Below are 25122 nucleotides of genomic sequence, written 5' to 3' on the forward strand. Positions count from 1 at the left end.
GTCACGGCCGGCGGGGTAAAATCCACCGAAACGGCCCGGTGGCGCGCCGACACTTCCCGTCGCTAGGCGCGTGAGCGTCCGTCAGGAGTTCGGGTGAAATCAACGGAGAGGCCGACGTCGTCCGCTTTCGCTCGTTCCCGAAGCGCCGACTGCAAGCGCTTTCGACCGGCTCCGTGGATGTCTCGAGCGTCCTCGAGGTCGATATCGTAGATAGTGGGCGTCGCCCAGTAAAACGTACGCGAACTCGCGGTGTCGACCACGAGCGAGGCGAGACCGAGACGACGCTGGAAGATCGACCGTCGCGTCGAGACGGTCTGGATTCGGTAGTACGGGATGACGGTCGTCCGCCGTCGCCAAAATCCGCGTCGAACGACGAGGTGTTCCTCGCCGACGAAATAGCCCAGGTTCGCGTATCGAAGGTGGGCGGCGGGTGGAACCACGAGGAAGGCGACCGCGGCGAGGTACCAGCGCTCGAGAGGGGTGACCCATGCGAGTCCGAACGCGACCGCGACGATGGCCGCCGCGATCAACGAGTAGCGGACCAGATACCGGCGCCGGGCGATGGTTGGCGGTTTGTGGAATCTCGGCCGCTCGACGCCGGTGAGGTTTTCGGTAAAGGTGTATACCCGTCTTCGATGGGCCAGCGGAACGGCCGACTGGCTTCCCGATCCGCTGTCGGGACCGTACCCCGCGGTTTCGACCCACAGACCCGCGTATTCGATCAACCGCTGGACCGGATTGGCGGTGACGGTCACCGACTGGACTTTCTCGGCCGGGATCGACCCGCTGTAACGCTGGAGCAAACCCCGTTCGTAGACGAAGTCCTCGTCGACCCGTCCGAGCCGGAAGTCGTAGTACGTCGCGAACGTGTACGCCACGCTCAACACGTAGGTGATCACGAGGCCGTTGATCATCGAGACGATCGTGAGCACGCCGTAACTGCCGGTCGTCCCGTCGTCGAGATCGGCGGGGCCGCCGACGGGTTGAGAGATCGTGACGAGGAACTCGAGGATGGTTTCCGTCGCGAGGAAGAACACGAACAACACCGCGGCGACCGCCGCGGGTCGGAAAGACGTAAACGAGTACAACAGGAGCTCTTTCGACTCGAGGTCGAACAGCCGCTGACGGCGGGATTCGTACGCCCCGATATCGGATTCGTCCGTCTGCAGATCGAATTCGTCCGCCGGTTTCGCGTCGGCGCGTTCGGGATCGGCACCCGACGTCGGCATTTCATCTGACGTCCCCACGGCCGATTCGTCTGTCAGCGACGACTCGTCGGATTCGACCGCGTTCGCGTCGGCGTTCGCTCGCTGACGTCGGCGCTCTTTCGCCTCGGCGGTACGTCGCCGGATCTGGTGTTGAAGCCGGTTCGCTTCGCTCTCGCTGACGAACCGGAGGGTCGCCTCGGTGTTTCCGCCTCCCGCAGTTTCGATGGAGACGACGGCGAGACCCAACAACCGCTGGAGGACGCCGCGAGCGACGTCGACGTTCTGAATCCGCCCGTAGGGAATCTCGCGGGATCGCCGGGAGAGGACGCCCGAACGAACGTCGAACGTGTCGGGCGTGATGCCGTACTCGAAGCGGTAGTAGTACGCGAGGGCGTAGGAGACGCCGACGGTCAGGCCGAGCGGGACGATCACGAACACCCAGGAGTACTCGACGCTGTCGACGACCCCGGAGAGGAAGACGACGAGAAAGAACGGGATTGTCACCCACGTGACGGCCTGCTGGAGCGCCATCGTCACCGCGCTGAATGGATGGAGTCGGTTCATGTTAGACGGCGTCGTCGGCCTCGCTCTCGACGGCGAGCTCGCGGAGCGTATCCTGTAACTCGCGCGCACGACCGGGCGTGAGCCCGGGAATTCGGACGTCCGCATTTCGGGATCCCGCGGTGTAGACGACCACGCTCGAGAGCCCGAGAACCCGCTCGATTGGACCGAACTGGGTGTCGACGTGTTGGACGCGCACGAAGGGGACCGCGGTCTCGACGAACGTAACCACGCCGCGCTCGAGATAGAGTGCGTCGGACTGGAGTTCGAACCGCCAGACCTGATAGAGACGGATCGCGTAACCGACCGCGATCGCGATTCCGGCGACGACGACACCCCACAGAGCGACCGACGGGACGTCGACGAACAGTCGGTCCACGGCGGCGATGACCACGCCGACGACGACCACCGTGATCACCCACTGTGCGATCCAGAGTAGCCGGATCCGCGGATGAAGCGATTCCATACAAGTATCGTATCAGCAACTCAGGATAAACCTGCGGTTCCTCTCCAGCGGTGAGAGGGGGAAACCACCGGGCGGGAGCGACGGTTTGACGGTTCCGGTCGAAACGCCGTGCGAACGAGTCACCGGCTATGTCCTCTCCTCGTACTCCTCGGGAGTGTACGTCGAAAGCTCGAGCGCGTGGATATCCGTCGTCATGTGACCGTCGAGAGCGTCGTACACGGTCTGGTGTTGCTGGACCAGGGGGAGTCCCTCGAATTCGGGCGAGACGACAGTCGCCGCGAGGTGGTCGTCGTCGTGTTCGTCGCGGGCGTGTGTGACGGTTGCGTCGGCGTCCTCGAGTTCCGCCTCGATGAGTGCTTCGACGTCGTCGGGTTTCATACGGGATCGAACGTGCGCTCGCGGCAAAAGCGCCGCGGTCCGTCCGCGTCGACCACACCCGAGGCGGTATCCCGCTTGGCTCTCCTCTCGTTCGGAACGTGGGCATCGATTTTATAGTATCGTAGCCCCCGCTGGTGAGCATGTCACTGGCAGCAGCAACTCGGCGCGCCGTCGACGAGCACCCGTTTCTCGTCGCGGCGCTTCGTGCCGGCGTCGTCAACTACACCGCCGCTGCCCGGTTTCTCGAGGTCGACGGCGAGACGGACGCGATCGCGACGGCCCTCCGACGATACTCGTCCGAACTCCCGGCGTACGAGACGTCGAGGCGGGACGTGCGGGTTCGGATGGAAAGCGGCATCGGGCCCGTCGACCCAGAAACCGAGGACGCGCTCGTCTCCGTCGGTGGCGTCTCCCTGGGGGCGGACGGCGGCGACCGGACCGCAATCGTCGCCACCGGGGACGTCGACGCGGCGGCGCTCGGAGAAACACTCCAGCGTCTCACACTCGAGGGGATCGATCCGACGACGGCGGCCGTCGGTGGCGAGACGGTGCTCGTCGTCGTCGACCGACTCGAGGGAGCGAACGCCCTTCGAGCCGTCGAACGAGCGCTCGATAATTCGATCGACCGACCGACGCGCTGAATTTATTTGCATCGGTATCGATCGTTCGTTCGAGATGTCACCGTCGACTCACGATCTCGAACCGCCGGCTCCAACTGCGAACGATTTTTTAGTTCTCGACGATCCGAGCTTCGGTCCCGAGACGGTCGCCGTCGTGACCGGAGCGGCCTCGGGTATCGGGCGGTCCTTGTCGACCGCCCTCGCGATGAACGGGCTGACCGTCGTCGGTGCCGACGTCGACGAGGATGGACTCGAGGAGACCGCGGATCTCGTCGATTCGTTCGATCACGACGGGCGCTACCTGTCGGTTCCAACGGATCTGACCGACGATGGGGACGTCGAGGCGGTCGTGGAAGCCGCGGCCGAGGAGGGCGATCTCTCGTTCGTCGCCAACGTCGCTGGACTCCAGCATATCAGTCCGATTCGCTCGTTCCCGATAGAGCAGTTCGATCTGTTACAGTTGGTAATGGTCAGGGCACCGTTCCTGCTCGCCAAACACGCGATGGACCACATCGCGGAAAGCGGCGACGGGACGGGAGCCATCGCGAACATGTCGTCGGTCCACGGCCACTACGCCACGACCGACAAGGCGGCGTACATTACGGCCAAACATGCGATCAACGGCCTGACGAAGTCGATCGCCGCCGAGGGCATGGGCGACGTTCGGAGCTTCAGCGTCAGCGTCGGCTACGTGCTGACTCCACTGATGGCCGATCAGATCGCGGATTCGGCGTCGAACCGGGGCCTCTCCGAACGGAAAGTCTTGGAGGAGGTGATGCTCGGGCCGGCCAGAACGAAGGAGATGATGACGCCGGCCGACGTCGCGAACTTGTTCGTGTTCGGCTTCTCCGAGTACGCGAGCCATCTAAATGGCGCCGATCTCCTGTTCGACGGCGGTTACACGACGACCTACGAGTGAACGATCGATGAGAGACGAACGAGCGACTGATTCCGAGGAGGGGACGATGAGGGACGACGATCGAACAACGACGGGTGACGAACTGGAAACGACGGGTGACGAACGGACACAGGTGGCGATCGCGTGTCAAGGTGGCGGGAGCCACACGGCGTTTACCACCGGTGTCCTTCGAACGCTGCTGAGTGAACTCGACTGGGCCGAGGAGTACGAACTGGTCGGTATCAGCGGCACGTCCGGCGGCGCGTTCAACGCCCTCGCGGTCTGGTACGGCCTAGTCACCGCCGACGAACGGCGGGCGATCGAGATACTCGAGGGGATCTGGGACGACCTCGCGGCGGAGAGCTACCACGACCGAATGGTCAACAGTTGGGTCTCAGTGTACTCACGCTTTCAGAGCGAAGGCGGACCCGTTCCGGGCGTCAGTCCGTACCACTCCCCGGCCGCCGACTGGGGACAGGCGCGGATCGCCGACGCGCTCGAGCGCCACGTCGCGTTCGAGGAGATTCCCGACCTCTGTGCGTACGAGGAGCCCGAGCTCGTCGTCGGGACGGTCAACGTCACCGACGGCACCTTCGAGACGTTCACCAACGAGGCAGTGACGACCGACGCCGTGTTGGCGTCGGCGGCGATCCCGACGCTGTTCGAGGCCGTCGACATCGACGGCGACCAGTACTGGGACGGGTTGTTCTCGCAGAATCCGCCCGTCAAGGACCTCATGTCCGTCCCCGGAGACCGGACGCCGGAGGAGCTGTGGGTGATCCAGATTAACCCACAACACAGGGAGGACGTGCCGACCCGACTCTCCGACATCAGCGACCGGCGAAACGAACTCGGCGGCAACATTTCGTTGAACCAGGAGTTGCGGATGATCGAACGGATCAACGAGTGGATCGAAGGCGGCCACTTCGATCACCCGGAGTACACGAAAACCGACGTCCGGCGGATCCAACTCGAGGGATACCACTATGCGAGTAAACTCGATCGGAGCCCCCGGTTCCTCGAGGAGCTGGTGGAACGCGGTGAGACGGAGGCGACGGCGTTTCTCGCGGATCGCGATTCGAGTGACTAACCGAGACGAACGGCGTCGCTGGCGCCCGGGTCGGAAGCGGTCTCACCGGCGACCTCGAGTCGGGGGTTTCAGCTGCGGAACGACCGGGATCAAAAGCGGATCGAGGAAAGGGAGATTCGCGTGCGCCGGGTGCCATCACACGCTTTAACTTTCGTCCGGGGAAAGTGAGTGTAATGACCCTACACGTGACGAACACGTTGACGGGCGAGACGGAGCCGTTCGAGCCACAGGACCCCGATAACGTTTTACTCTACTACTGTGGCCTGACGGTCTCCGACCCGCCCCACCTGGGCCACGCACGCTCGTGGGTCCACGTCGACGTCATGCACCGGTGGCTCGAGTATCTCGGCTACGACGTTCGTCACGTCGAGAATTTCACCGACATAAATGAGAAGATCGTCGCCCGCGTCGGCGAGGACGACCTCGGCGAGGACGAAGCGGAGGTTGCACGGACGTACATCGAGCGCACGCTCGTAGACATGCGATCGCTCAACCTTCTTCGGGCGGAGGTCTATCCGCGCGTCTCAGAACACGTCCCCGAGATCGTCGACCTCGTCGAGACCTTGATGGAGAAGGGTTACGCCTACGAGTCGAACGGCTCGGTCTACTTCGACGTGACCCAGTTCGACGAGTACGGTAAGCTCTCGAACCAGGAACTCGAAGAGATCGAATCCCAGGGCGACCCCGACGAGCGCACGGAGAAACGCCACCCGGCGGACTTCGCGCTCTGGAAGGCCGGCGGCGTCGACGAGCACGCGGTTCTCGAGCACCGACACGACGGCGTCAATTTCGAGTGTGCCCACACGACAGCCCAGACGTGGGACTCTCCCTGGCGAGAGGGGCGACCGGGCTGGCACATCGAGTGCTCGGCGATGAGCATGACCCACCTCGGGGAGACGCTCGACCTCCACGTCGGCGGGCGGGACCTCGTTTTCCCCCACCACGAAAACGAGATCGCCCAGTCCGAGGCCGCGACCGGCCAGGTGTTCGCGAACTACTGGCTTCACTGCGAACTGTTCCAGATGGACGACGAGAAGATGTCCTCGAGCCTTGGTAATTTCGTTACCGTCGACGACGCGGTCGAACAGTGGGGGACGAACGTTCTCCGGACGTTCCTGACAGCGGGTTCGTACAACAGCAAACAGCTCTACTCCGACGAGACGATCGCCGAAGCCGAGGAACGGTGGGAGCGCCTCGAGCGGGCCTACGACTCGGCCGTCGAGGCGCTGGATTCGCCGGCGGCGCGGACCAAACTCGATGATGAGGAGCTTCGAGCGACCGTCGACGAGGCTCGTGAGACGTTCACGACTGCGATGAACGACGACTTCAACACGCGTGAGGCGCAATCGGCGTTGCTCTCGATCGCGACGGCGATCAACCGCCACGTAGCGGAGTCGGCCGACACCGTAAGAGACAACGAGGCGGAGAGCGGGTACGACTACCGCGGCCTTCGACGCGCGGTCGAGAGCCTCGAGGAACTCGGCGACGTGCTCGGTCTCTCGTTCGTCGGCGAGACGACCGGCACGGCGGATCTGGCGGGAGATGTCGTCGAACTCGTCCTCGACGTTCGCGAACGCGAACGCGGGGACGGAAACTACGAACGCGCCGACGAGTTGCGAGACGAACTCGAGCGATTGGGAATCGAGATCCAGGACACCGACGAGGGACCGAGCTACCGGCTTTCCTCGGGAGAGTAACGGATCGTAGAAAACCGGTAACCGGTCCGTATACTCACGGGAACGTGTGCTTACCGTTCGTCGGCGGCTGAATGTGGGGTCGGTACTTATGCACCGATCTGTGGTCGCCCGTCTATGGATCGGCGGCTGTTCGTCGCGACGGTCGCGACGTGTTGTCTCGGTGCGACGGCAGGGTGTCTCGAGGAGACCCTCGAGGAGATTTCTACGTTTTCAGCCTCCCCCGCCGTCGTCTCCCAGGAATCGACGGCAGAGACTGGATACGAGTATCAAGGTACCCGAGAGGTGGTCCGCGAACACGACGTCGCCCGAGGCTTCGTCCAGACAAAAAACTACGTCAGTACCTACCGCCGAACGATCGAGGTTCCCCTCGATATATTCGATCAGGACGAGACCGAAGCGGGGATCTTCGCCGTCCTTACGACCCCGCAGGTTTCGATCGGCGACGAACAGTTCAACCCGATCGGGGAGCTAACTCCCGGACAGATCGTCGGACGAGTCCAGAACCAGTACGAGGAACTCGAGATCGATCCCGAGTCGACGGCGCGTCGCTCCCTCGAGATGCTCGGGGGGACGACCACGGTCGAGACGTTCGAGGGCGAGGCGGCGTTTCAGGGGATCGACGACGTCGACGTGATCGTCGATATCTCACAGCCCGATCGCGACGGGGATCACTTCGTGATCACTGGCGCGTTCCCGGACGTCCCGATACTCGACGTGGACGCCGAGACTGACCGCGTCGATACGATGATCGAAGGTATCGAGCACGGGGCCGGCGTGGACGTGGAGATTGTGGACGGGTGAAAAACCGATGGGGCGGACGGGGGGAGACGGCTTCGAGGTCGATCGTTGCCAGACGCGGCTTCTGATGGATCGGCGTCGACAGCGTCACACGACGTGCCTTCCCCGGTGCGATGGTAACGGGTCGGGCGAGTACACCGCTATCGTCGACCGCGAGCACGATCGTGCGGCTGGCGACGACGTCACCGACGTTTCTCACCTCGCCAGTTACCTCGAGACGACCCGCCCGTGTCTCGATCTCGCGAATATCGACATCGAACGTAGCGGGCTCGAGAACGTCGACGACGACCGGGTCGCGGGCGTCGGCCGATCTGATCTCGAGGGCGTACGTACCGGATTCGACGGGTGTTGGCCACTCGAAGACAGCCTCCGCGGATTCGCCGGGTTCGAGCGTGATCGTCCGAGAGTGAGCGATGCGGTCGTCGACGACGAGCGCGAGCCGTTGGGTCTCGGTGACGGGGCCGACGTTCGTGGCGGTTGCACTCAGACGGATCGTCTCGCCAGGTTCGATCTCGTCGGGTGCCTCGGTGATCGCAACGTCGAACTCCCCGTCGCCGACGATGTCGATGGTCGTCCCATCGACCGCGTCTCGGGTAGCTACCGCCAGGTCGAGTGCGCCGACGTCGGCCTCCGTCGGAGTCCACGTCAGGGTCTCGATGGCAGCTTCACCAGGCGCGAGTTCGACGGGTTCCGAATCGACGATCGCTCCGTCGACGAGTAAGAACGCGTCGGCCGCGATCGTGACGTCGCCGACGTTCGTCGCCCCGACGGGGACCGCGACCGGTTCGTCGACTGCGATGGGTGTCGCCGGATCGAAGACGTCGACCGGAGACACGAGTACGTCGATCGTGAGCGAAGCCTCGTCGTCGGCCGACGAGACGGCGAGTTCGTACGTACCGGGTTCGACGTCGACCGGCCAGTCGAGGGGGAGTTCGTCCGTTTCCCCCGGATCGAGTGTCGCCGTCTCCGCGTCGACGACAGTCTCCTCGACGATCAGGGCCACTTGCTGGGCCTCCGCGACCGGCCCCTCGTTCGTCACCTCGGCGACGACGGTCACGTCCGTCTCTGCTTCCGCCTCGAGGACGTCGGCAGCGAACTCTCCCGGGCCGACGATCGTCACCGGAACGCCCTCGACCGGCTCGGTCGGGTCGAGCGGGTCCATCACGTCGACCTGGCCGTCGAGTGTGACGCCCAACTCGTAGACGCCTGGCTCGACGTCGGGTGTCCACTCGAGGACGATTTCGTCCGTTGCCCCCGGCTCGAGCGTCACCGTCTCGGTTGCAACCACGACGTCGTCGACGGCGAGTTGGACGACGTCGGTCCCCGCGACGTCGCCGAGGTTCGTCACGGCGACGGGCACCTCGAGCAGTTCGCCGACCTCGACCGGGTCCGGGAGATCGGGCAACTCGACGTCGAACGCGGCGGGTTCGTCGACCGTCACCACCGTCGCGTCGCTCTTGCCGTCGACCACCGCCTCGACGGCGACGACGCCGGGCTCGACGTCGATCGTCGCCAGTTCCAGCGGGACTTCTTCGGTTTCGCCCGGCTCGAGTGTGACGGAGTCCGTGTCGACGAGTTCGCCGTCGACGAGGAAGTCGACGTGTTGGGTCTCGGATTCGGTACCCTCGTTTTCGACCTCGGCGACGATGGTGGCCACTTCCCCGCGCTCGACGACGTCGTCCGAGTCGACGATCTCGACGTCGAACGGCTCGTCCACGACGGTGACGAACTCGGCGACGACGTCGTCCGGCGTCGAGACGCGAACCGAGTACTCGCCCGGTTCGACGTCGAGTTCCTCTGTGTCGAACGCCACGTCGGTCGGCACCGACTCGTTCGGCGCGAGCGCGAGTTCCTCGGTCTCGGTCGCCACCACGTCGCCGTCGGCCTCGACGAGTTCGTACGTCACCGCCTCGGTTACAGGTTCGTCGCCGCGGTTGGTGATCGTGACGTCTGCCTCGAGCTCGCCGTCGACCGGGACCGTCGTCTCCACGTCGACGATGTCGGCCTCGAGTTCCGAGGGGATCGCCTCGAGTTCGGCGTCGACGGTGACGATTTCGTCGGCCTCCACCGTGACATCGGGGATCGTCCCCGGCTCGAATTCGGGTGCTGTAATCGTGAGGTCGTCGGTGTCCGGCGCCACCTCCTCGACGACGAACGATCCCGTAACGTCGGGTTCGGCCGTCCCGAGAACGGCGCCGTCCGCGTCGGCGACCGTCACCGTCTCGAGAACCGGCGTTCCGGCCGGGTCGGCGACCGTTCCGGCGATCGTCCCGGTCGCCGGCGCGATGGTAAACTGCGTCGCCCGGGAGTCGAGCAACCCGGCCTGCTGGCCGGTCGCCAGTTCGTTGAGCTGGACGAGGACCGGGGACTGGCCCCCAGTCGGCGGGTTTCGAACACCAGGGATGCGGATCTGGAGGGTATCTCCTTCGGAGACGCGAGGCTGTCCCGATGCGCGGCTCACGCCGATCGTCGGTCGTTCACCCGCGAGCCTCGTTCGCGTCTGGGTGACCACGAGCGGCGTCGGTGCCGTCTGGGGGTTTCTGATCAGCGTGATGTCCGTCGGCTGGACGGCGTTGAAACTGATTCCCGATCCCGACGCGTCGATGACGACCTGATCGACGGCCGACGCGCCGCCTCTCGCGGCGACGTTCTCGATCGTGATCGTGTACGTCGCCGTCTCGCCGGGCGTCGGTGGACTCAGTGAGATTCTCGGCGGCGGTTGTTGTCCCGTCTTCGGCTCCGCAGGTTCGACCCCGTCCCCGTTCAGTGTCCTCGACCCACCCCAGGCTAATCCGGCTATCAGGCCGGCCGACGAGACGCCGGAAAGCACATCGCGTCTCGAGTGTCGATCCTCGAATTCGTTCGAATCAGTCACAGATACAATATTTTCGATTCCGCTACCTTCGTGTATCGGACGCTCTCAGAGACTGTATTTACCACAAATTTATTTGTGATGTGACATATTTACAAATACGTGAAGATCACGGCTCGGAACCGGTTACGCGTGGAGAACTATTTCGGACCCGATAGACGCCGCCTACAGTCCGAGCGCGGTGAGCACCGAGAGGCCGCTTGCGGTCGCGCCGATCAGGTAGCCACCGATCGCGCCGCCGTTCAGGAGTGGCAAGCCGGCGTGTGGTCGCCCCTTGACGACCATGTACATGAGGACGAGCAATCCCGCGAGGGTTCCGACCAGCGCGCCGAGCGCCGCCAGGTTGAGCACGATCCACGGGACCTCGAGGGTGCCGACGTCGATGAAGTAGGCGGCGCTGACGACGAGTATCGATGGGATGACGGCGTCGCCGAGTCCGATGTAGAACGCGTCGCGGTCGACGCCGTCGTCCGTACCCGACTCCGAGTCGGCATCGGAGTGTTGTGAGTCGGACCCGCTCGAGGTGCCCTCAGTGGATTTCGCCGGGACCGCTTCGTCGTCGGCCCCGCCGTCGGTAGCCCCTGGGGCCGAACCCTGGCTACGTTCGGATTCGTCCTCGATGACGTCGTCGGTCGTTCCCGCCGCGAGGTAGGAGTACGAAAGCGACATCGGGACGATGAGGATGACGGGGATCTTGAGGTCCATCACGCCCTCTGCGAGGTCGAGCATGTGCTCGGTGCCGTAGACGCTGATGGCGTCGTAGATCGCGAGCACCGAGAGCAAGAGGATCGCGGGGAGCAGTCCGAAGCTGATACCGAACAGTGCGGCCGCGCCGGCTCCCATCAACACCCCCGAGAGGTCGATGACGTACCACTCTGGGTAGGCAAGTAACGCGATCCCGACCCCGAGCGCCGCGAGGACGGCGAGAACGTTGGCTGGGCCGACGGTGACCACGGGCGGGACGAGTTCCGTGAAGACGAACCAGGCGAGCATCACGCTGACGCCGACGATCAGCGCGCGGATCATCCACTGGAGGTCGTACTTGAACGCCGCGAGCATCAGGACGGTCGCGACCAGGATAATTCCGAAGTAAAGAACGCTGTTCGTCGGATCATCTGGGTTGTCGACGGCCTGACGTTCGGACTCGTGAAACGGCTCGATCAACGCGAGCGCGCCGAGTTGGACGCCGAGAAAGAGCACCAGCGTCACCCCGACGGCCGCGATAATCCGCGTCCGATGGTTCATTACCCCGCGTTTGGGCCCCGTTCCTATGGGTGTTTTCTTCTCGAGTTCGTCGCGGGGAGAGTAAGAACGACGTCTACTGGCCTGGCAAGCCGAGGCGGTTCACCTGGCGTACAGCGTCGATCCGACCAGCGCGGGCAGGTGGACGTCGTCGTGTGGAGTCATCGCGAGGTAGGGCCGGGAAACGGGACCGAAGACGTCGACGACGCGGCCGACCTCCTCGAGTGAGTCGTCGAGGACCATCGTGCCGATCGTCTCCCGATGATCGGCGTCGTCGCCGTTTTCCCGACCGTCCATGTCGTCCGTTCGGAGGACAGCGAGTCCCTGTGCCGTACGGACGACGGTTCCAACCCGACGCATCTACTCTCGCATCGCGACGACGTACGCCGCGACGGCCTGGACCAGATCGTTCTTCGAGGAGTCGTCCGATCCTCGGACGACGACGCGACCGCGCTCGGCCCACGGCTCCCTCGAGTAGGCTTTGTCGCGTTCGATCGTGGCGTCGTACCCGATCTGTTGGACGGCCTTGGCGATCTCGTCGACCGTCGGTTCGTCGACCGCGAGATCCCCCGATACGCGTCGTCCCTCGGTTCGCGAGCGCTCTGCATCGAGATAGGCGGGCCAGATGACGTTCTCGACCATGCGTTCATCTCGGCAGGCCGACGAGTAAACCCTTTTCAAAACGGGACGCCTGCTTCGGCCGACGGTTCGACCGGCGGCGGCGAGCAGTGGACCAGTGGAGATTGGCCCAGTCCGGGCCGGTCAGTCCAGACGGAACCGACGGACGACGGCGAACGAGAGAAGCGCGATCACCGCGGTCGCGACACCGAACCCTGGAATCGCGAACGTCCCGTCGCCGTCGTCCTCGGCATCGTCGTCCTCGATATCGTCACTCGAGTCGGAGTCGTCACTGGCGGATGCATCGTCGTCGGACGTTTCCTCCGCGTCGGCGCCGTCGGTTCCGACGTCGTCCCCGTACTCCTCGTCGATAGCCTCGAGGTCGCCTTCGATATCGGCGTAGACGTCGGGGTGGACCGTCTCGACGAGGTTGACGATCACGTCGACGATCCCCGGTGCCGGCTGGCTCATCGCGTTGTCGTCGACGGCGACGACGTTCCCGTCCTGGTAGGCGGTCGTCTCCTCGACGCTCTCGGCGATCGGCGGTTCGTCGGTCCAGTCGGGGTAGACGATCCACTCGGGATCCTCGTCGACGACGACTTCTGGACTGATCTCCTGCCATCCCTCGATGTCGGCGCGTTCGGCGACGTTCTCGAGGCCGGCCGCGGTCAGCACGTCGTGTTGAAACGTCTCCGTTCCGGGCGTCGTTCCCTGATCGTCGCTGACGTAGTAGGCGAGCGGTTCCTCCTCGTCCTCGAGGGCGCCTTCGATCACCTCGAGGCGATCGTCCATCCGGTCGACGGCCTCCTCGGCACCGACGCACTCGCCGGTTATCTCGCCGGTCGCCGCGACGTTCTCGCGCACGTCGTCGATCGACGTCGCGGTGTCGAGGACGTACACCGGAATTCCGGCGTCCTCGAGCTGGTCGAGGAGTTGCTCGTCCGCGAGGGCGACGTTCGCCGCGAGCACGACGTCCGGATCGAGCGCGACTATCTCCTCTGCGACCGGCGTCACGCCGTCGTCTTCGGTAATATCGGTTCGGTCGCCCGTCTCGAGGTCGTCGGTGTAGGGACCGATCGGCATCCCGACGACGCGGTCTTCGGCGCCGATCTGATAGGCCAGTTGCACATCACCCGGATAGAGGGTGACGACTGCGTCGGGTTCGTCCGCGAGTTCGATCGTCTCGCCTCGGGCGTCGGTTCGCTCGAGGGGGTAGTCGCAGTCGGCGTCGATCGCCTGCGTGGCGGTGGGCGTCGAAGCAACGGACGTCGAGTCGGCGAACGTCGAAGTAGCAGAAGTCGCGCTCGCGGACGCCGTCGATCCGGTCGAAGCCGGAACGGCCGCACCGACCGCGGCGCCCGTCGCCAGCGCGATCGTTCCGACGACGAGCATCACTGCGAGCAGTGTCGTGCGTAGTTTGCTCATTACGCGTACGACCACGCACTTCAACAAATATTTGGCTACTGCAACCGAGATTGTGGGTATGATCTCGCCGGCCCGAACGCTTTCCTGGACGGTCGGCTTACTCGTCGTCCTCCTCGGTGTGACGGTGGTTAGCGCCGCACTCGGCCCGGTCAGGATCGATCCGGTGACCGTTGGGAAAGCGATGCTCAACGCGGTCGTGATCCCGACCGACGTCGTTACCCGGAACGCGGCGACGGTCCCGCTCGTCGGCTGGCGGGTTCCAATTCCGGGTCTCGAGTACGTCCCCGTGTTTTCGTTCGACGTTCCCGACACCCACCAGACGATCGTCGCCACCATCCGCCTGCCCCGAATCGTGCTCGCGGCGATCGTCGGCTTCGCACTCGCCGCCGCAGGGACGGTGATGCAGGGATTCTTCCGGAACCCGCTCGCGGACCCCTCGATCATTGGCGTCTCCTCCGGCGCGGCCGCGGGGGCGGTCGCGGCGATCGCGTTTCCGGCGCTCGTCCCGTTCGGAAGCCTCCACCTCTCGGCGTTCGTCGGCGCGCTCGCGACCGCCTTTCTCGTCTACGCGATCGCGACCAGCGGCGGGAAAACGCCGGTTGCGACGCTCCTACTCGCGGGCGTCGCCGTCCAGGCCTTTCTCGGCGCGATGATCTCGTACATGCTCGTCCACAGCGGCGACGACCTCCGCCAGGCCGTGATCTGGATGATGGGACACCTCCACAACAGCACGTGGAGTGACGTCCAGTTCGCCCTCCCGGTGACGGTCGTCGGCGTCTTCGTCTTGTTCGCGTACTCTCGTGACCTGAACGTCCTCTTACTCGGCGAGGAGGACGCCCACCACCTCGGCGTGGACGTCGAACGGACCAAGCTCCTCTTGCTCGCGCTCTCGAGTCTCGTCACCGCCGCGGGGGTCGCGGTCGCGGGCGTCATCGGCTTCGTCGGCCTCGTCGTCCCCCACATCATGCGACTGATCGTCGGCCCCGACCACCGCATTCTGCTCCCGACGAGCGCGCTGGCCGGCGCGTCGTTTCTGGTCGCGACCGACACGATCGCTCGAGCGGGACCCGCAGAGGTGCCGGTCGGCATCGTCACGGCCGCACTCGGCGCGCCCTTTTTCCTCTTCTTACTCGTTCGACGGGAGGTGCACGCCGTATGACCGGGTCACCGTTCGACCGAACTGACGCGGACGAACCGCCATCCAAGCGGGACGCCCACGAATCGCCGTTCGATCGAACTGACGCGAACGAATCGGCGTCCGAACGGGGCGTCAGACGAGGGCGCTCGAGCGGCCACGGCGAGGATCCTCACGCACCCGATCCCCACGGCGAGCGCTTTGCACCCGACTTCGGAGACGTCCGTCCTCCATCCGATCCCCACGAGGGCCGTCCCGTCCCCAACTCTGCGGAGATAAGCGTGGAGGACGTCTCGCTTTCGTTCGACGATCTTCGGGTGCTCGAGGAGGTTTCCCTCTCCGTTTCCCCCGGCGAATTCGTCGGCTTCGTCGGCCCGAACGGAGCGGGGAAGACGACGCTGTTGCGCGCGATAAGCGGCGCGCTCGAGCCGACAGCGGGCTCGATCGAGATCGGCGACGTGGACGTCCACGGCGTCTCCTCGCGGGAGTCGAGTCGGCTCGTTGCTGTCGTTCCCCAGGATACTTCGCTTTCGTTTTCGTTCCCCGTTCGCGACGTCGTCGAGATGGGCCGACACCCCCACCGGTCGCGGTTCTCTCCGCCGACGGCCGACGATCGGCTCGCAGTCGAAGACGCCCTCGAGCGGACCCGAACCGCCGAACTCGCGGATCGGCCGATCGACGAGATCAGCGGCGGCCAGCGCCAGCGAGTCGTCCTCGCGCGTGCGGTGGCACAGGAGACGCCGGTCTTGTTGCTGGACGAACCGACGGCGAGTCTGGATATCAACCACCAGGTCGAAACCCTCGAGTTGGTCCGCGACCTCGTCGACGACGGTCGGACGGTCGTCGCGGCGATCCACGACCTGGACCTGGCGGCGCGGTACTGCGATCGACTCGTGATGGTAGCCGGTGGAGCCGTCCACGCAGACGGTTCACCGTCCGACGTGTTGACCCGCGAAGCGCTGGCGGAGGCGTTCTGTGCGAACGCGACGATCACGCCGAACCCGGTCACGGGAACGCCGACTGTTACCGCGCTGGCCGATCGGCAGGTGACCGACATCGATGGGACCGGTGCCAGCCGCGGACGAACCGACGGCGGCGACGGGTCGACTGCCCCCGCAGTTCACGTGGCGGGTACGGGAACGACGGCGGCAGGCGTCCTCGCTCGCCTCGACGTCGACGGGCTATCCGTCTCGATCGGCCCGGTTCCGGCGGGCGGAATCGCAGCCGAAGCCGCTCGGGATCTCGGAGTCGACTGCCTCGAGGCGGATCCCTTCTCGCCCCCGTCTGGGGCGGTTCGATCGAGACTAGCGGAGCGGGTCCAGGCGGCCGACGTCACGGTGGCCGCCGACGTGGTGATCGGCCCCGATGTGGGAAGTCGCCACGTGCTCGAGACGGTCGAAAACGCGGACCCGCTCGTCGTCGTAGAACGCCGGCCCACCGACGAGCGCATCGTCGGTGACGAGGAGGAGAGTGCGCGGCTTCGCCGATACGAATCGTGTCGGGACCGCGCACTGGAAGCGACGGTCGACTCCGTTCTCGACGCGGTTCAGACGGTGCTCGAAGAGCGATCGACGGGAGGCGGAGCCGACGGTAACCGGCGTTCGGATTCCGACTCCAGGCTCTCGAACGAGTAGTCGAACACCGTCTCGAGGTGAGTGACAGCCCGGAGTCGTCGAACACCGTCTCGAAGTGAGAAACAGCTTGGCATTGTAGGCGGCGATGGGGTCGCGTCGACGGTTGCCCGCGTCGATCACGCCCCGTTCGTTCGGTGATCTGGGCGAGTGACTTATCCCCATCACGACCGACTTGATCGACCATGGACACGCGTTCGGAAAACACCGATGAGGTGTTCCAAGGGGCAGACGAGGTGACGCTCGAGCGATACCGGACGCTAATAAACGCGATCGACGACGGCATCTTTCAACTCGATTCCGAAGGCCACCTGGAGGCCGTCAACGAGCGAATCATCGAGATGACGGGATACGTTCGCGACGAGCTACTGGGGACACACGTCTCGAAGATTCTCGCGGACGAAAACGGCGAGGCGATCGATCGTATCGTTTCGACTGGAGGCTACGCGGACGGCGAACGGAGCGAACGGCTCGAACTCGCCGTTCTCACCGCCGACGACGAACGACTTCCCTGCGAACTTCGGGTCAATCCGGTCGGCGACGAGGACGAGGACGAGTTCCGGGGCGCAGTTGCCACGGTTCGAGAGCGATCCGGTGGGGACGGGGCTACTCGGATCCGCGAGTCACCGCGAGCGGCGTACGATTCGATCACGAACGTACTGGACGAAGCCAACATCGGCGTTATCGTCCTCGACGAGACGTTCGAGATCGAATGGATCGACGAGACGATCGAGACATTCCTCGATCTCGAGTGGGAGCAAGCCATCGGCCGAGACAAACGGACGGTGATCGAGGAGACGCTCGCGGACCGAATCGTGGAACCGGACTCCTTCGGTGATACCCTCCTCGAGACGTACGCGGAGGGAACGTACGTCGACCGCCTCGAGTGTGCGGTTCCGGACTGGACCGACGGCCAGCACGACGAACGCTGGCTCGAGTACCAGAGCAAGCCGATCGAATCCGGCGAGTTCGCCGGCGGGCGGGTCGAACTCTACTACGACGTTACCGATCGGAAACAGTCCGAAGACGCCCTACGCGAGAGCGAAGAGGCCTTTCACTCCCTGGTCGACACCGTCGAGGAGTACGCGATCTTTCGGCTGGATACAGCCGGGAACGTCATCAGCTGGAACGAGGGCGCGAGACAGATCAAGGGATACGAACGCGAAGAAATCCTCGGCGAACACTTCTCGCAGTTTTACACCGCGGACGATCGATCGAGAGGAGTCCCCGAACGCAACCTCGAGATGGCACTCGAGACCGGCTCCACCGAAGACGAGGGGTGGCGAATCAGGGAGGATGGATCCCGGTTCTGGGCGAACGTGACGATCACGCCGGTTCGAGCCGACGACGGCACCCACCGTGGCTTTCTGAAGGTGACCCGAGACGTAACCGCTCGCCGCGACCGAGAACGAGAACTCGAGGGCGAACTCCAGCGTATTCTCAGCCGGATCTCGGATGCGTTCTACGCGGTCGACGAGGAGTTCCGGTTTACACACGTCAACGATCGCGCCGAAGAGTTACTCCAGCACTCCGAGGAGGAGCTACTCGGCGAGCGACTCTGGGACGTATTCCCCAGCGCCGCCGAGATCGACGAGGTCTGGGACGCCTTCCAGACGGCACGAGAACAGCAGGTGACGACCAGCTACGAACTCTACTACGAGACGCTCGGATTTTGGATCGAAGCGAACCTCTACCCCTCAGAGACCGGTATCTCGGTTTATTTTCGGGACGTTACCGAACGCCGCGAACGACAACAGGCGCTCGAGGAATCGGAACGGCGCTACCGCACCCTCGCCGAGCACTTCCCGAACGGAGTTGTTACCCTGTTCGATCACGATCTCGAGTACACGCTGGCGGCCGGGCGTGGATTCGATCGAATCCCGGTCGATCCCGACGACCTCGAGGGAAGACACCTCCGTGACGTGTGGCCGGAGGAGGCCGCTGAGATCCTCGGACCGGCGTTGCGCTCCGCGCTCGAAGGCGAAGACAGGACCGTCGAGCACACCTACGCCGGTCGGGAGTGGGAGATCCACGCGGTGGCGATCACCGACGAACGCGGCGACGTCTTCGCCGGCATGACGATGGGCCAGGACATCACCGAGCGCCGGGAGTACGAGCGAAAGCTCGAGGAGACGATCGCGAAACTCGAGGAGTCGAACGAACGCCTCGAGCAGTTCGCCTACGCCGCCTCACACGATCTCCAGGAGCCGTTGCGGATGGTCTCGAGTTACCTGCAGCTCATCGAACGGCGCTACGGCGACGACCTCGACGACGACGGCGAGGAGTTCCTCGAGTTCGCCGTCGACGGCGCAGAGCGAATGCGAAGAATGATCGACGGATTACTCACGTATTCTCGCGTCGAGACGCGGGGTGGTCCCCTCGAACCGACCGATCTCGACACCGTCTTCGAAGAGGTTCTCACGGATCTTCACCTCCAGATGGCGGAGTCGAACGCCGAGATTACGGCTGATTCCCTTCCGTGGATCGAGGGAGACGCCGACCAGTTACGACAGGTGTTCCAAAATCTCCTGCTGAACGCGATCACGTACAGCGGGGACCAGCCACCTCGCGTCCACGTCAGCGCCGAACGACGGGACGACGAGTGGGTACTCTCGGTCCACGACGAGGGAATCGGCATCGATCTGGACGATCAGGACCGCGTATTCGAAGTCTTCGAGCGACTCCACAGCCACGAAAAACACTCGGGGACGGGAATCGGGCTCGCGCTCTGTCAACGCATCGTCGAACGACACGGTGGCGAGATGTGGGTCGACTCCGAACCCGGCGAGGGATCGACGTTCTCGTTTACGCTTTCGGCCGCGGAAGCTCCATCTCCATAGCGAAGACTCGAGGGTAGGAGTCGTCCCTCCACGAGCGTCGGGAATCGTACCTGCACGAGGGTCAAGCGGCGTATCCGCTCGAGGGGGATGGTAGGGGCCTCTCGGGTCAGGGAGAATCGGAATTCGTCCGTGATCGGGGTGAGAGAGTGTACTCGTCACGCCCGAACGCAACTGGACGGTTTTTTACCCTTCCGCCCCCGAGTCCTCGCCAATGACCGAGACCGAGTACGACTACGAAGCGCTCGGACTCGTCGCCGGACTCGAGATCCACCAGCAACTCGATACGGCGACGAAGCTGTTCTGTCAGTGTCCGACCGAACTCCGCGAACCCGAGGAGGCGACCCGGACGTTCACCCGGTATCTCCACCCCACCCGGAGCGAACTGGGCGAACTCGACGCCGCCGCCGTCGAGGAGAGCAAAGTCGACCGCGAGTTCGAGTACCTCGCCTACGACAGCACCTGCCTCGTCGAGGAGGACGACGAACCGCCCCACGAACTCGACGAGGAGGCCCTCGAGACGACTCTCGAGGTCGCCCAGCTCATGGCGATGGAGCCGGTCGACCAGGCAAACGTCATGCGCAAAATCGTCGTCGACGGCTCGAACACGACCGGCTTCCAGCGCTCGAGTCTCATCGCGACGGACGGTGAGATCGAAACGAGTGCTGGCCCGGTGGGGATCGAGGACCTCCTGCTCGAGGAAGAAAGCGCCCAGCGCGTCGAGGAAACCGAATCGGGGGTGCGCTACAGCCTCGACCGCCTCGGCATTCCGCTGGTCGAGATCGGCACGAGCCCGGACATACGAACGCCGGATCAGGCACTCGAGGCCGCCGAACGGATCGGGATGCTGTTGCGCTCGACGGGCAAGGTCAAACGCGGACTCGGGACGATTCGCCAGGACGTCAACGTCTCGATCGAGGAGGGCGCCCGCGTCGAGATCAAGGGCGTCCAGAGTCTCGACGACATCGACGACATCGTTCGCAACGAGGCCGCCCGACAGGTCGAACTCGTCGAGATCGCCGCGGAACTCGAGGAGCGCGAGGCGTCTGTCGGCGACCCTGAGGACGTTACCGACGTCTTCGAGGATACCGAAAGCGGCGTTATTCGGGGAGCGCTCGATTCCGGAGGGTCCGTGATGGGCGTCTCGCTGTACGGCTTCGACGGGCAGGTCGGCCGGGAAATCGCACCCGATCGCCGGCTGGGCACGGAGTTCTCGGATCACGCGAAACGCCACGGCGCGGGCGGGATCTTCCACACCGACGAGTTGCCGGCTTACGGCGTCACCGAAGCGGAAGTTGGTGATCTTCGGGAGGCGGTCGGGGCGGGTCCCGCGGACGCCGTCGCCATCGTCGCGGACGAAACCGCGGTCGCGGAGGCCGCCATCGAGGCCGTCGTCGAACGCGCAGAGACGGCACTCGAGGGCGTACCGGAGGAAACCCGCGGTGCGAACGACGACGGAACGACCCGGTACCTGCGTCCGCTTCCCGGCGCGGCGCGGATGTACCCCGAGACGGACGTTCCACCGGTCGAGCCGGACCCGAGCGACGTGCCCGAACCCGAACTGCTCACCGAGAAGGTCGAACGCTACCAGGACGAGTACGACCTCGGCGAGGGACTGGCCGAACAGGTCGCCTACGGGAAGTACATGCCACTGTACGAGGACCTCGTTTCGGACGGGATCGATCCGACGCTCGCCGCAACGACCCTCGAGTCGACGTTGACCGAACTCAGACGAGACGACGTCCCGGTCGAGAACCTGACCAATGGGCATCTGGATGGAGTACTCGGGATGGCCGAAGACGGCGATCTGCCCAACGAGGGCGTCGGTGATCTGCTCGCGGCGCTCGCCGAGGATCCCGATCGAACGCCAGAGGAGGCGGCCGACGACGCGGGTCTGGGTGGGGCCGACGAGGAGGCCGTCCGCGAGACGGTCGTCGAGGTCGTCGAGCGCAACGAGAGCCAGGTCGAATCGGAAGGGATGCAGGCGTTTTCCGGTCTCATGGGCGAGTGTATGGGAGCGCTTCGCGGAAAGGCCGACGGCGACCTCGTGAGCCAGTTGCTCCGCGAAGAGATCCAGAAGCGGGCCTGACTGGTCCAGAAGCGGGCCTGACCGGTCTTGAAGCCGGCCCAACCAGTTTAGAGGCGGGGCCGAACCGGTCGGCGGCTCTAACCGATCGTGTCGCGATTGTAACGGTCATAGCGTCGATTCTACCCGGATCGTGGCGTCGATTCGACTCGACGAACGTCGTCCGATCAGTCGAGACGACGGTCCGGTACGTCTGGTAGACGCAATCGGTACGGCCGACAGTACGTTTATTACACCGGACGTTGCCCACCCGACCAAGGTGAAACGATGAGCGATGAGAAACGAAATCACGTGACTGCAGTGTGTTACGTTCGTGCGCCGTTACTTCTCGAGCCGGTCGACAGACAGATCGAGACCCTCCAGGCCTGTGAGTCGGAGGGAACGATCGACGATCTCTTGCTCCGGAGTTGGCCAAAAGAAGTGACGCGGTCGTCCGAGACCCCACACGGAGAAGTACTCGAGACGTTCGAACGGTTCGAGCGGTGGGCCAAACGCCGAGGCGTGAGCGTTCAGCCGCCGTTTCGCGAACGGACCAGCACGTCACAGATCACCGGGAAGACGACGGAACTGCTCGTCACGCCACTGCTCTGTCTCGAGGTGTACGTCGACGAGCAACTCGTCGGGGTGTTCCCCCACTCGGAGGATGAGGAGACGTACACGACCGACGAAGTGATCGCGGCGTTGCGAACGGGCGAGCGTCCGACGCCGCTCGGGGCCGAACCCGCCGCTCGGGAACTGTCGAGCGACGATACCTGCCCCGATTGTGGCGGCGAGTTGATCGACGGACAGGGCCTGTTCGCCTGTTCGGACTGCGGATGGGTCGGTGCGTCGACCCCATCCGGCGAGTACGTCGCCGACCCAGTGCAGTCGGCGGACTCCGTGGCCGACACCAGAGCGAGAAGTGCTCCGATCAACGATCCCCGATGAATCGCCGCCCCTCCTTCGAGAGCCGTTCAGTTTTGCGGTCGACGTCGCGTCCGCCGGAAAGTTCGATTCATCCCATCTGATACATCAGCGAACACACTAAATCTTATCGCCCAGAGGGGCGTTTGATTCTACAGGCCCGCCCGATCACGCCGATCCGTAGTCGTAATCAAAACAATTATGTAAGCGAACACATATCTTTGTGTGTAAAACCTTCACGAGATGTGGTGTGTACGACGGGGAAAGGGGTGATCGTCGTGAACCCATCGGGATGGAGTGACCGGCCTGCCGGCCGATGATCGATCGAATGCCAGAGGAAGATCCGACGTTTCTGTACGAACTCGCGCGCAATTCCGAGGAGTTGAAACTAATCGAGTATCTGACGGGGTCCGAGAAGCCGATCATCAGGTACCGAGCGGCCGAAATTCTCGGCGGCCTGGCCTCGAGCAAGAGCGACGACGCTCGAGAACGCGTTCTCCGCGCACTCCTCCGAACGGCCAGACACGACGAGAACGATTCGGTACGCGCGTCGGCGATCGACGCGATCTACCTTCGAGACGAGGACAGCTTGGGCCAACTCATCGCGGACCTCGCGGGGGAGCGCATCGACGACGTTCCCGACTGGGTCGGGATCGACCGGACGACCGACTGGCTCGAGGCGGAGTATCCCGAGTTCCGAATGCTCGCGGCCGCCGCACTCGGACGGATCGGCGACGAGAGAGCGATTCCCGATCTTCTGGGGGCCTGTACGGACTCGGATCTCCGGGTTCGAACGCGCGCCGTTCGGGCCTGTGGCACGATCGCCGATCCGCGGGCTGTGGACGTCCTCGAGGGACGACTCGAGGACCGAAGCGAGCAGGTCAGGCGGGCGGCGGCGACCGCGCTCGCAGAGATCGGGACGGAAGACGCACTCGAGGCGCTGGCGCCGGCCGCTCGCTCCTCGACAGAATCGGTTCAGGTCATCGCGGTCGGCGAGCTCGGACGGTTCGGGAATCTGGAGCCCGTTCCGATCCTCGTCGATTCGCTCGAGGATCCCAGCGAACTGGTCCGACGAACGGCCGCACGGTCGCTACTCGAGTTGCTCGCGAACGCGCCGCCGGACCGGAGTCACGAACTTCGTGAGGCCGTCTCCGACGAACTCTCGCAGGGAGATACGACGTCGCTCGTCGAACAGCTGGGAGCGATACTGGCTGGAAACGCGCCGCAGTACGTCCGACGAAACGGGACGTGGTTGCTGGGACGAATCGCCGACGACGAACACCGCGAGGACGTCCAGGAGTGGTTGCTCCGCGCGCTCGACGATTCCGACGAGATCACCGCGAAGTTCGCCATGACTGGTCTGGTCCAGCTCGGCGACCCGTCGCTCGAGTCACGGTTGCGTCGATTGGTCCGCGACGAACCGGACGGTTCGGCGACGAAACGCCGAGCCGAATTCGTCCTCGAGCGGGTCAAATCTAGTCCGTCACGCGAGGCGGTCACGAACTCCGTCGAGTTTACCTACGTGAGCGACCCGGCCGATTACACCCGAAAAAAGCGCGGCGAGCCGTCGGATCTTCGGGACGAGTAACACTCTTCCCGAGTACCGTTCATCTGGTTTTGGTTGACGGCTCCGAGTCGGGGACGACCGTCTCGGCCGCCGATTGACGCCCATAATATATATCGTCGTGAACGAACGAGTGAAACTCGAGCCGCATGGTGTACAACTGGCGATGTCGACGTTGTGAGTTTGCCGTCTGGTCCTCGGACGGGAGGGAGATACGCACTGCGGTACAGGACCACCTCGTCGACCACCATCGCCAGCATCTCTCGAAAGAAGGGTTCCAGGTGAGTTGGAGCTGTCCGTACTGTGATGATAGGGGACTCGACCACGACAAGTCGGCCGCCGTTCAGACGTTCAGGAGCCACCTGTTCGGACACGCGAAACAACTCCTGCAGACCGGAACCCACGTCGCCGACGAGATCGACGGAACCGGCAACGTGTTGGTGCTTGCCCCCTCTGAAAGCGACGGGGCGAACAACGCTCGAGCACACTTCACTACACCCAGCGACGTCGCGATACTGGTGACGATGAACGTCTCCGAGCGACTGGAGTTGCTCGAGCGTCGTCTCGAGGAGTGGCCGTCGAAAACGATCGTCGTCACGACGAAGGCGGACCCGCTGACCGACGTCGAGGGCGTGGATATCGCGTCGATCCCACTCGAGGTCGTTCAACTGGACAAGGGCCTCGGGATCGCAGGACTCGGTGAAACGATCTCGCGCGTGATCGCCGAACACGAGCGGCCGGACGTAGACATCGCCGTCGAGTTCGACATCCTCTCGGAAATCATCGACAAGTACGAACTTGAGCAAGTGTTCCGGTTCATCCATCTGCTCAACACGCGGATCGAAAGCGCCGGCGCGCTCTCACACTACTACTGTAACTCACAAGCCCGTTCGAAACCGACGATAAACCTCATCGGCGAACTGTTCGATCTCAGGATATCCGCGACGGGAAAGCGGTTCGTTCTCGAGCAGTGATCGGACCACCGGCCGTCACTCGAGAGATCGAGACGTCAGTTAGCCGTCACTCGAGAGATCGAGACGTCAGTTAGCCGTCACTCGAGAGATCGAGACGTCAGTTAGCCGTCACTCGAGAG

Annotated in this window: 19 protein-coding genes and 1 pseudogene; 12 read left to right on the plus strand and 8 right to left on the minus strand. The window is 64.2% G+C overall.

Annotated elements, in window-relative coordinates; translation table 11 throughout:
• Nucleotides 1–62 precede the first annotated feature (62 nt).
• The 3 genes from AB7C87_RS12040 to AB7C87_RS12050 all read right to left on the minus strand — a co-directional run bounded on the left by AB7C87_RS12040 (nt 63) and on the right by AB7C87_RS12050 (nt 2613).
• Nucleotides 63–1772: a PH domain-containing protein gene (locus AB7C87_RS12040; RefSeq protein WP_369729709.1), complete on the minus strand. Its 1710-nt coding sequence runs from the start codon at nt 1770–1772 to the stop codon at nt 63–65.
• A 1-nt stretch (nt 1773) separates the two neighbouring features.
• A complete protein-coding gene (locus tag AB7C87_RS12045; RefSeq protein WP_369729710.1) occupies nt 1774–2235 on the minus strand; it encodes a PH domain-containing protein in 462 nt (153 codons plus the stop codon).
• 126 nt (nt 2236–2361) lie between these two features.
• The gene (locus AB7C87_RS12050) at nt 2362–2613 is read right to left on the minus strand and encodes a BolA family protein (RefSeq protein WP_369729711.1); all 252 of its coding nucleotides are present in this window, start codon (nt 2611–2613) and stop codon (nt 2362–2364) included.
• A 140-nt stretch (nt 2614–2753) separates the two neighbouring features.
• Between AB7C87_RS12050 and AB7C87_RS12055 the strand changes: the two genes are divergently transcribed.
• The 5 genes from AB7C87_RS12055 to AB7C87_RS12075 all read left to right on the plus strand — a co-directional run bounded on the left by AB7C87_RS12055 (nt 2754) and on the right by AB7C87_RS12075 (nt 7719).
• On the plus strand, nt 2754–3254 hold the full coding sequence (locus AB7C87_RS12055) for a DUF7523 family protein (protein WP_369729712.1): 501 nt from the start codon (nt 2754–2756) through the stop codon (nt 3252–3254).
• Nucleotides 3255–3288: 34 nt separating this feature from the next.
• Nucleotides 3289–4152 (plus strand): SDR family oxidoreductase, encoded by an 864-nt coding sequence (locus AB7C87_RS12060; RefSeq protein ID WP_369729713.1) that lies wholly within the window; start codon nt 3289–3291, stop codon nt 4150–4152.
• Between the two features lie 46 nt (nt 4153–4198).
• Nucleotides 4199–5221, plus strand: a complete 1023-nt coding sequence (locus AB7C87_RS12065; protein ID WP_369729734.1) for a patatin-like phospholipase family protein — start codon at nt 4199–4201, stop codon at nt 5219–5221.
• 173 nt (nt 5222–5394) lie between these two features.
• Nucleotides 5395–6918, plus strand: coding sequence for a cysteine--tRNA ligase (gene cysS / locus AB7C87_RS12070; RefSeq protein ID WP_369729714.1), 1524 nt, complete (start codon nt 5395–5397; stop codon nt 6916–6918).
• Between the two features lie 114 nt (nt 6919–7032).
• On the plus strand, nt 7033–7719 hold the full coding sequence (locus tag AB7C87_RS12075; RefSeq protein WP_369729715.1) for a DUF6517 family protein: 687 nt from the start codon (nt 7033–7035) through the stop codon (nt 7717–7719).
• Between the two features lie 1171 nt (nt 7720–8890).
• Here the strand turns inward: AB7C87_RS12075 and AB7C87_RS12080 are convergent.
• The 5 genes and pseudogenes from AB7C87_RS12080 to AB7C87_RS12100 all read right to left on the minus strand — a co-directional run.
• A pseudogene (locus AB7C87_RS12080) lies at nt 8891–10591 on the minus strand (CARDB domain-containing protein); the annotation flags it as partial.
• A gap of 162 nt (nt 10592–10753) precedes the next feature.
• Entirely contained in the window at nt 10754–11833 is a 1080-nt protein-coding gene (locus AB7C87_RS12085; RefSeq protein WP_369729716.1) for a presenilin family intramembrane aspartyl protease PSH, read from the minus strand.
• Nucleotides 11834–11932: 99 nt separating this feature from the next.
• On the minus strand, nt 11933–12190 hold the full coding sequence (locus AB7C87_RS12090; RefSeq protein ID WP_369729717.1) for an H/ACA ribonucleoprotein complex subunit GAR1: 258 nt from the start codon (nt 12188–12190) through the stop codon (nt 11933–11935).
• A complete protein-coding gene (gene srp19, locus AB7C87_RS12095) occupies nt 12191–12472 on the minus strand; it encodes a signal recognition particle subunit SRP19 (protein WP_369729718.1) in 282 nt (93 codons plus the stop codon).
• Nucleotides 12473–12592: 120 nt separating this feature from the next.
• On the minus strand, nt 12593–13873 hold the full coding sequence (locus AB7C87_RS12100; RefSeq protein ID WP_369729719.1) for a PGF-CTERM-anchored ABC transporter substrate-binding protein: 1281 nt from the start codon (nt 13871–13873) through the stop codon (nt 12593–12595).
• Nucleotides 13874–13931: 58 nt separating this feature from the next.
• Here AB7C87_RS12100 and btuC point away from each other — a divergent pair, with 58 nt between their 5' ends.
• The 7 genes from btuC to AB7C87_RS12135 all read left to right on the plus strand — a co-directional run bounded on the left by btuC (nt 13932) and on the right by AB7C87_RS12135 (nt 25003).
• Complete coding sequence (btuC, locus tag AB7C87_RS12105) at nt 13932–15032, plus strand: vitamin B12 ABC transporter permease BtuC (protein WP_369729720.1); 1101 nt, start codon at nt 13932–13934, stop codon at nt 15030–15032.
• Entirely contained in the window at nt 15029–16642 is a 1614-nt protein-coding gene (locus tag AB7C87_RS12110) for a heme ABC transporter ATP-binding protein (protein WP_369729721.1), read from the plus strand. Before btuC ends, AB7C87_RS12110 begins: the two co-directional genes overlap by 4 nt.
• Nucleotides 16643–16824: 182 nt before the next feature.
• Entirely contained in the window at nt 16825–19479 is a 2655-nt protein-coding gene (locus AB7C87_RS12115) for a PAS domain S-box protein (RefSeq protein WP_369729722.1), read from the plus strand.
• Between the two features lie 211 nt (nt 19480–19690).
• Nucleotides 19691–21565 (plus strand): Glu-tRNA(Gln) amidotransferase subunit GatE, encoded by a 1875-nt coding sequence (gatE, locus tag AB7C87_RS12120; RefSeq protein ID WP_369729723.1) that lies wholly within the window; start codon nt 19691–19693, stop codon nt 21563–21565.
• A gap of 264 nt (nt 21566–21829) precedes the next feature.
• Nucleotides 21830–22489: an HTH domain-containing protein gene (locus AB7C87_RS12125; protein ID WP_369729724.1), complete on the plus strand. Its 660-nt coding sequence runs from the start codon at nt 21830–21832 to the stop codon at nt 22487–22489.
• 304 nt (nt 22490–22793) lie between these two features.
• Nucleotides 22794–24053, plus strand: a complete 1260-nt coding sequence (locus tag AB7C87_RS12130) for a HEAT repeat domain-containing protein (protein ID WP_369729725.1) — start codon at nt 22794–22796, stop codon at nt 24051–24053.
• Nucleotides 24054–24178: 125 nt separating this feature from the next.
• Nucleotides 24179–25003 (plus strand): DUF7504 family protein, encoded by an 825-nt coding sequence (locus AB7C87_RS12135; protein ID WP_369729726.1) that lies wholly within the window; start codon nt 24179–24181, stop codon nt 25001–25003.
• Nucleotides 25004–25122 lie beyond the last annotated feature (119 nt).

This window comes from Natrarchaeobius versutus, assembly GCF_041205745.1.
In the GTDB taxonomy this organism is placed as follows: domain Archaea; phylum Halobacteriota; class Halobacteria; order Halobacteriales; family Natrialbaceae; genus Natrarchaeobius; species Natrarchaeobius versutus.

Excerpts from the sequence above, each read along its gene's own strand:
- AB7C87_RS12040 (WP_369729709.1), bottom strand. The coding sequence starts at position 1,772 with ATGAACCGACTCCATCCATTCAGCGCGGTGACGATGGCGCTCCAGCAG.
- AB7C87_RS12045 (WP_369729710.1), bottom strand. The coding sequence starts at position 2,235 with ATGGAATCGCTTCATCCGCGGATCCGGCTACTCTGGATCGCACAGTGG.
- AB7C87_RS12050 (WP_369729711.1), bottom strand. The coding sequence starts at position 2,613 with ATGAAACCCGACGACGTCGAAGCACTCATCGAGGCGGAACTCGAGGAC.
- AB7C87_RS12055 (WP_369729712.1), top strand. The coding sequence starts at position 2,754 with ATGTCACTGGCAGCAGCAACTCGGCGCGCCGTCGACGAGCACCCGTTT.
- AB7C87_RS12060 (WP_369729713.1), top strand. The coding sequence starts at position 3,289 with ATGTCACCGTCGACTCACGATCTCGAACCGCCGGCTCCAACTGCGAAC.
- AB7C87_RS12065 (WP_369729734.1), top strand. The coding sequence starts at position 4,199 with ATGAGGGACGACGATCGAACAACGACGGGTGACGAACTGGAAACGACG.
- cysS (WP_369729714.1), top strand. The coding sequence starts at position 5,395 with ATGACCCTACACGTGACGAACACGTTGACGGGCGAGACGGAGCCGTTC.
- AB7C87_RS12075 (WP_369729715.1), top strand. The coding sequence starts at position 7,033 with ATGGATCGGCGGCTGTTCGTCGCGACGGTCGCGACGTGTTGTCTCGGT.
- AB7C87_RS12085 (WP_369729716.1), bottom strand. The coding sequence starts at position 11,833 with ATGAACCATCGGACGCGGATTATCGCGGCCGTCGGGGTGACGCTGGTG.
- AB7C87_RS12090 (WP_369729717.1), bottom strand. The coding sequence starts at position 12,190 with ATGCGTCGGGTTGGAACCGTCGTCCGTACGGCACAGGGACTCGCTGTC.
- srp19 (WP_369729718.1), bottom strand. The coding sequence starts at position 12,472 with ATGGTCGAGAACGTCATCTGGCCCGCCTATCTCGATGCAGAGCGCTCG.
- AB7C87_RS12100 (WP_369729719.1), bottom strand. The coding sequence starts at position 13,873 with ATGAGCAAACTACGCACGACACTGCTCGCAGTGATGCTCGTCGTCGGA.
- btuC (WP_369729720.1), top strand. The coding sequence starts at position 13,932 with ATGATCTCGCCGGCCCGAACGCTTTCCTGGACGGTCGGCTTACTCGTC.
- AB7C87_RS12110 (WP_369729721.1), top strand. The coding sequence starts at position 15,029 with ATGACCGGGTCACCGTTCGACCGAACTGACGCGGACGAACCGCCATCC.
- AB7C87_RS12115 (WP_369729722.1), top strand. The coding sequence starts at position 16,825 with ATGGACACGCGTTCGGAAAACACCGATGAGGTGTTCCAAGGGGCAGAC.
- gatE (WP_369729723.1), top strand. The coding sequence starts at position 19,691 with ATGACCGAGACCGAGTACGACTACGAAGCGCTCGGACTCGTCGCCGGA.
- AB7C87_RS12125 (WP_369729724.1), top strand. The coding sequence starts at position 21,830 with ATGAGCGATGAGAAACGAAATCACGTGACTGCAGTGTGTTACGTTCGT.
- AB7C87_RS12130 (WP_369729725.1), top strand. The coding sequence starts at position 22,794 with ATGCCAGAGGAAGATCCGACGTTTCTGTACGAACTCGCGCGCAATTCC.
- AB7C87_RS12135 (WP_369729726.1), top strand. The coding sequence starts at position 24,179 with ATGGTGTACAACTGGCGATGTCGACGTTGTGAGTTTGCCGTCTGGTCC.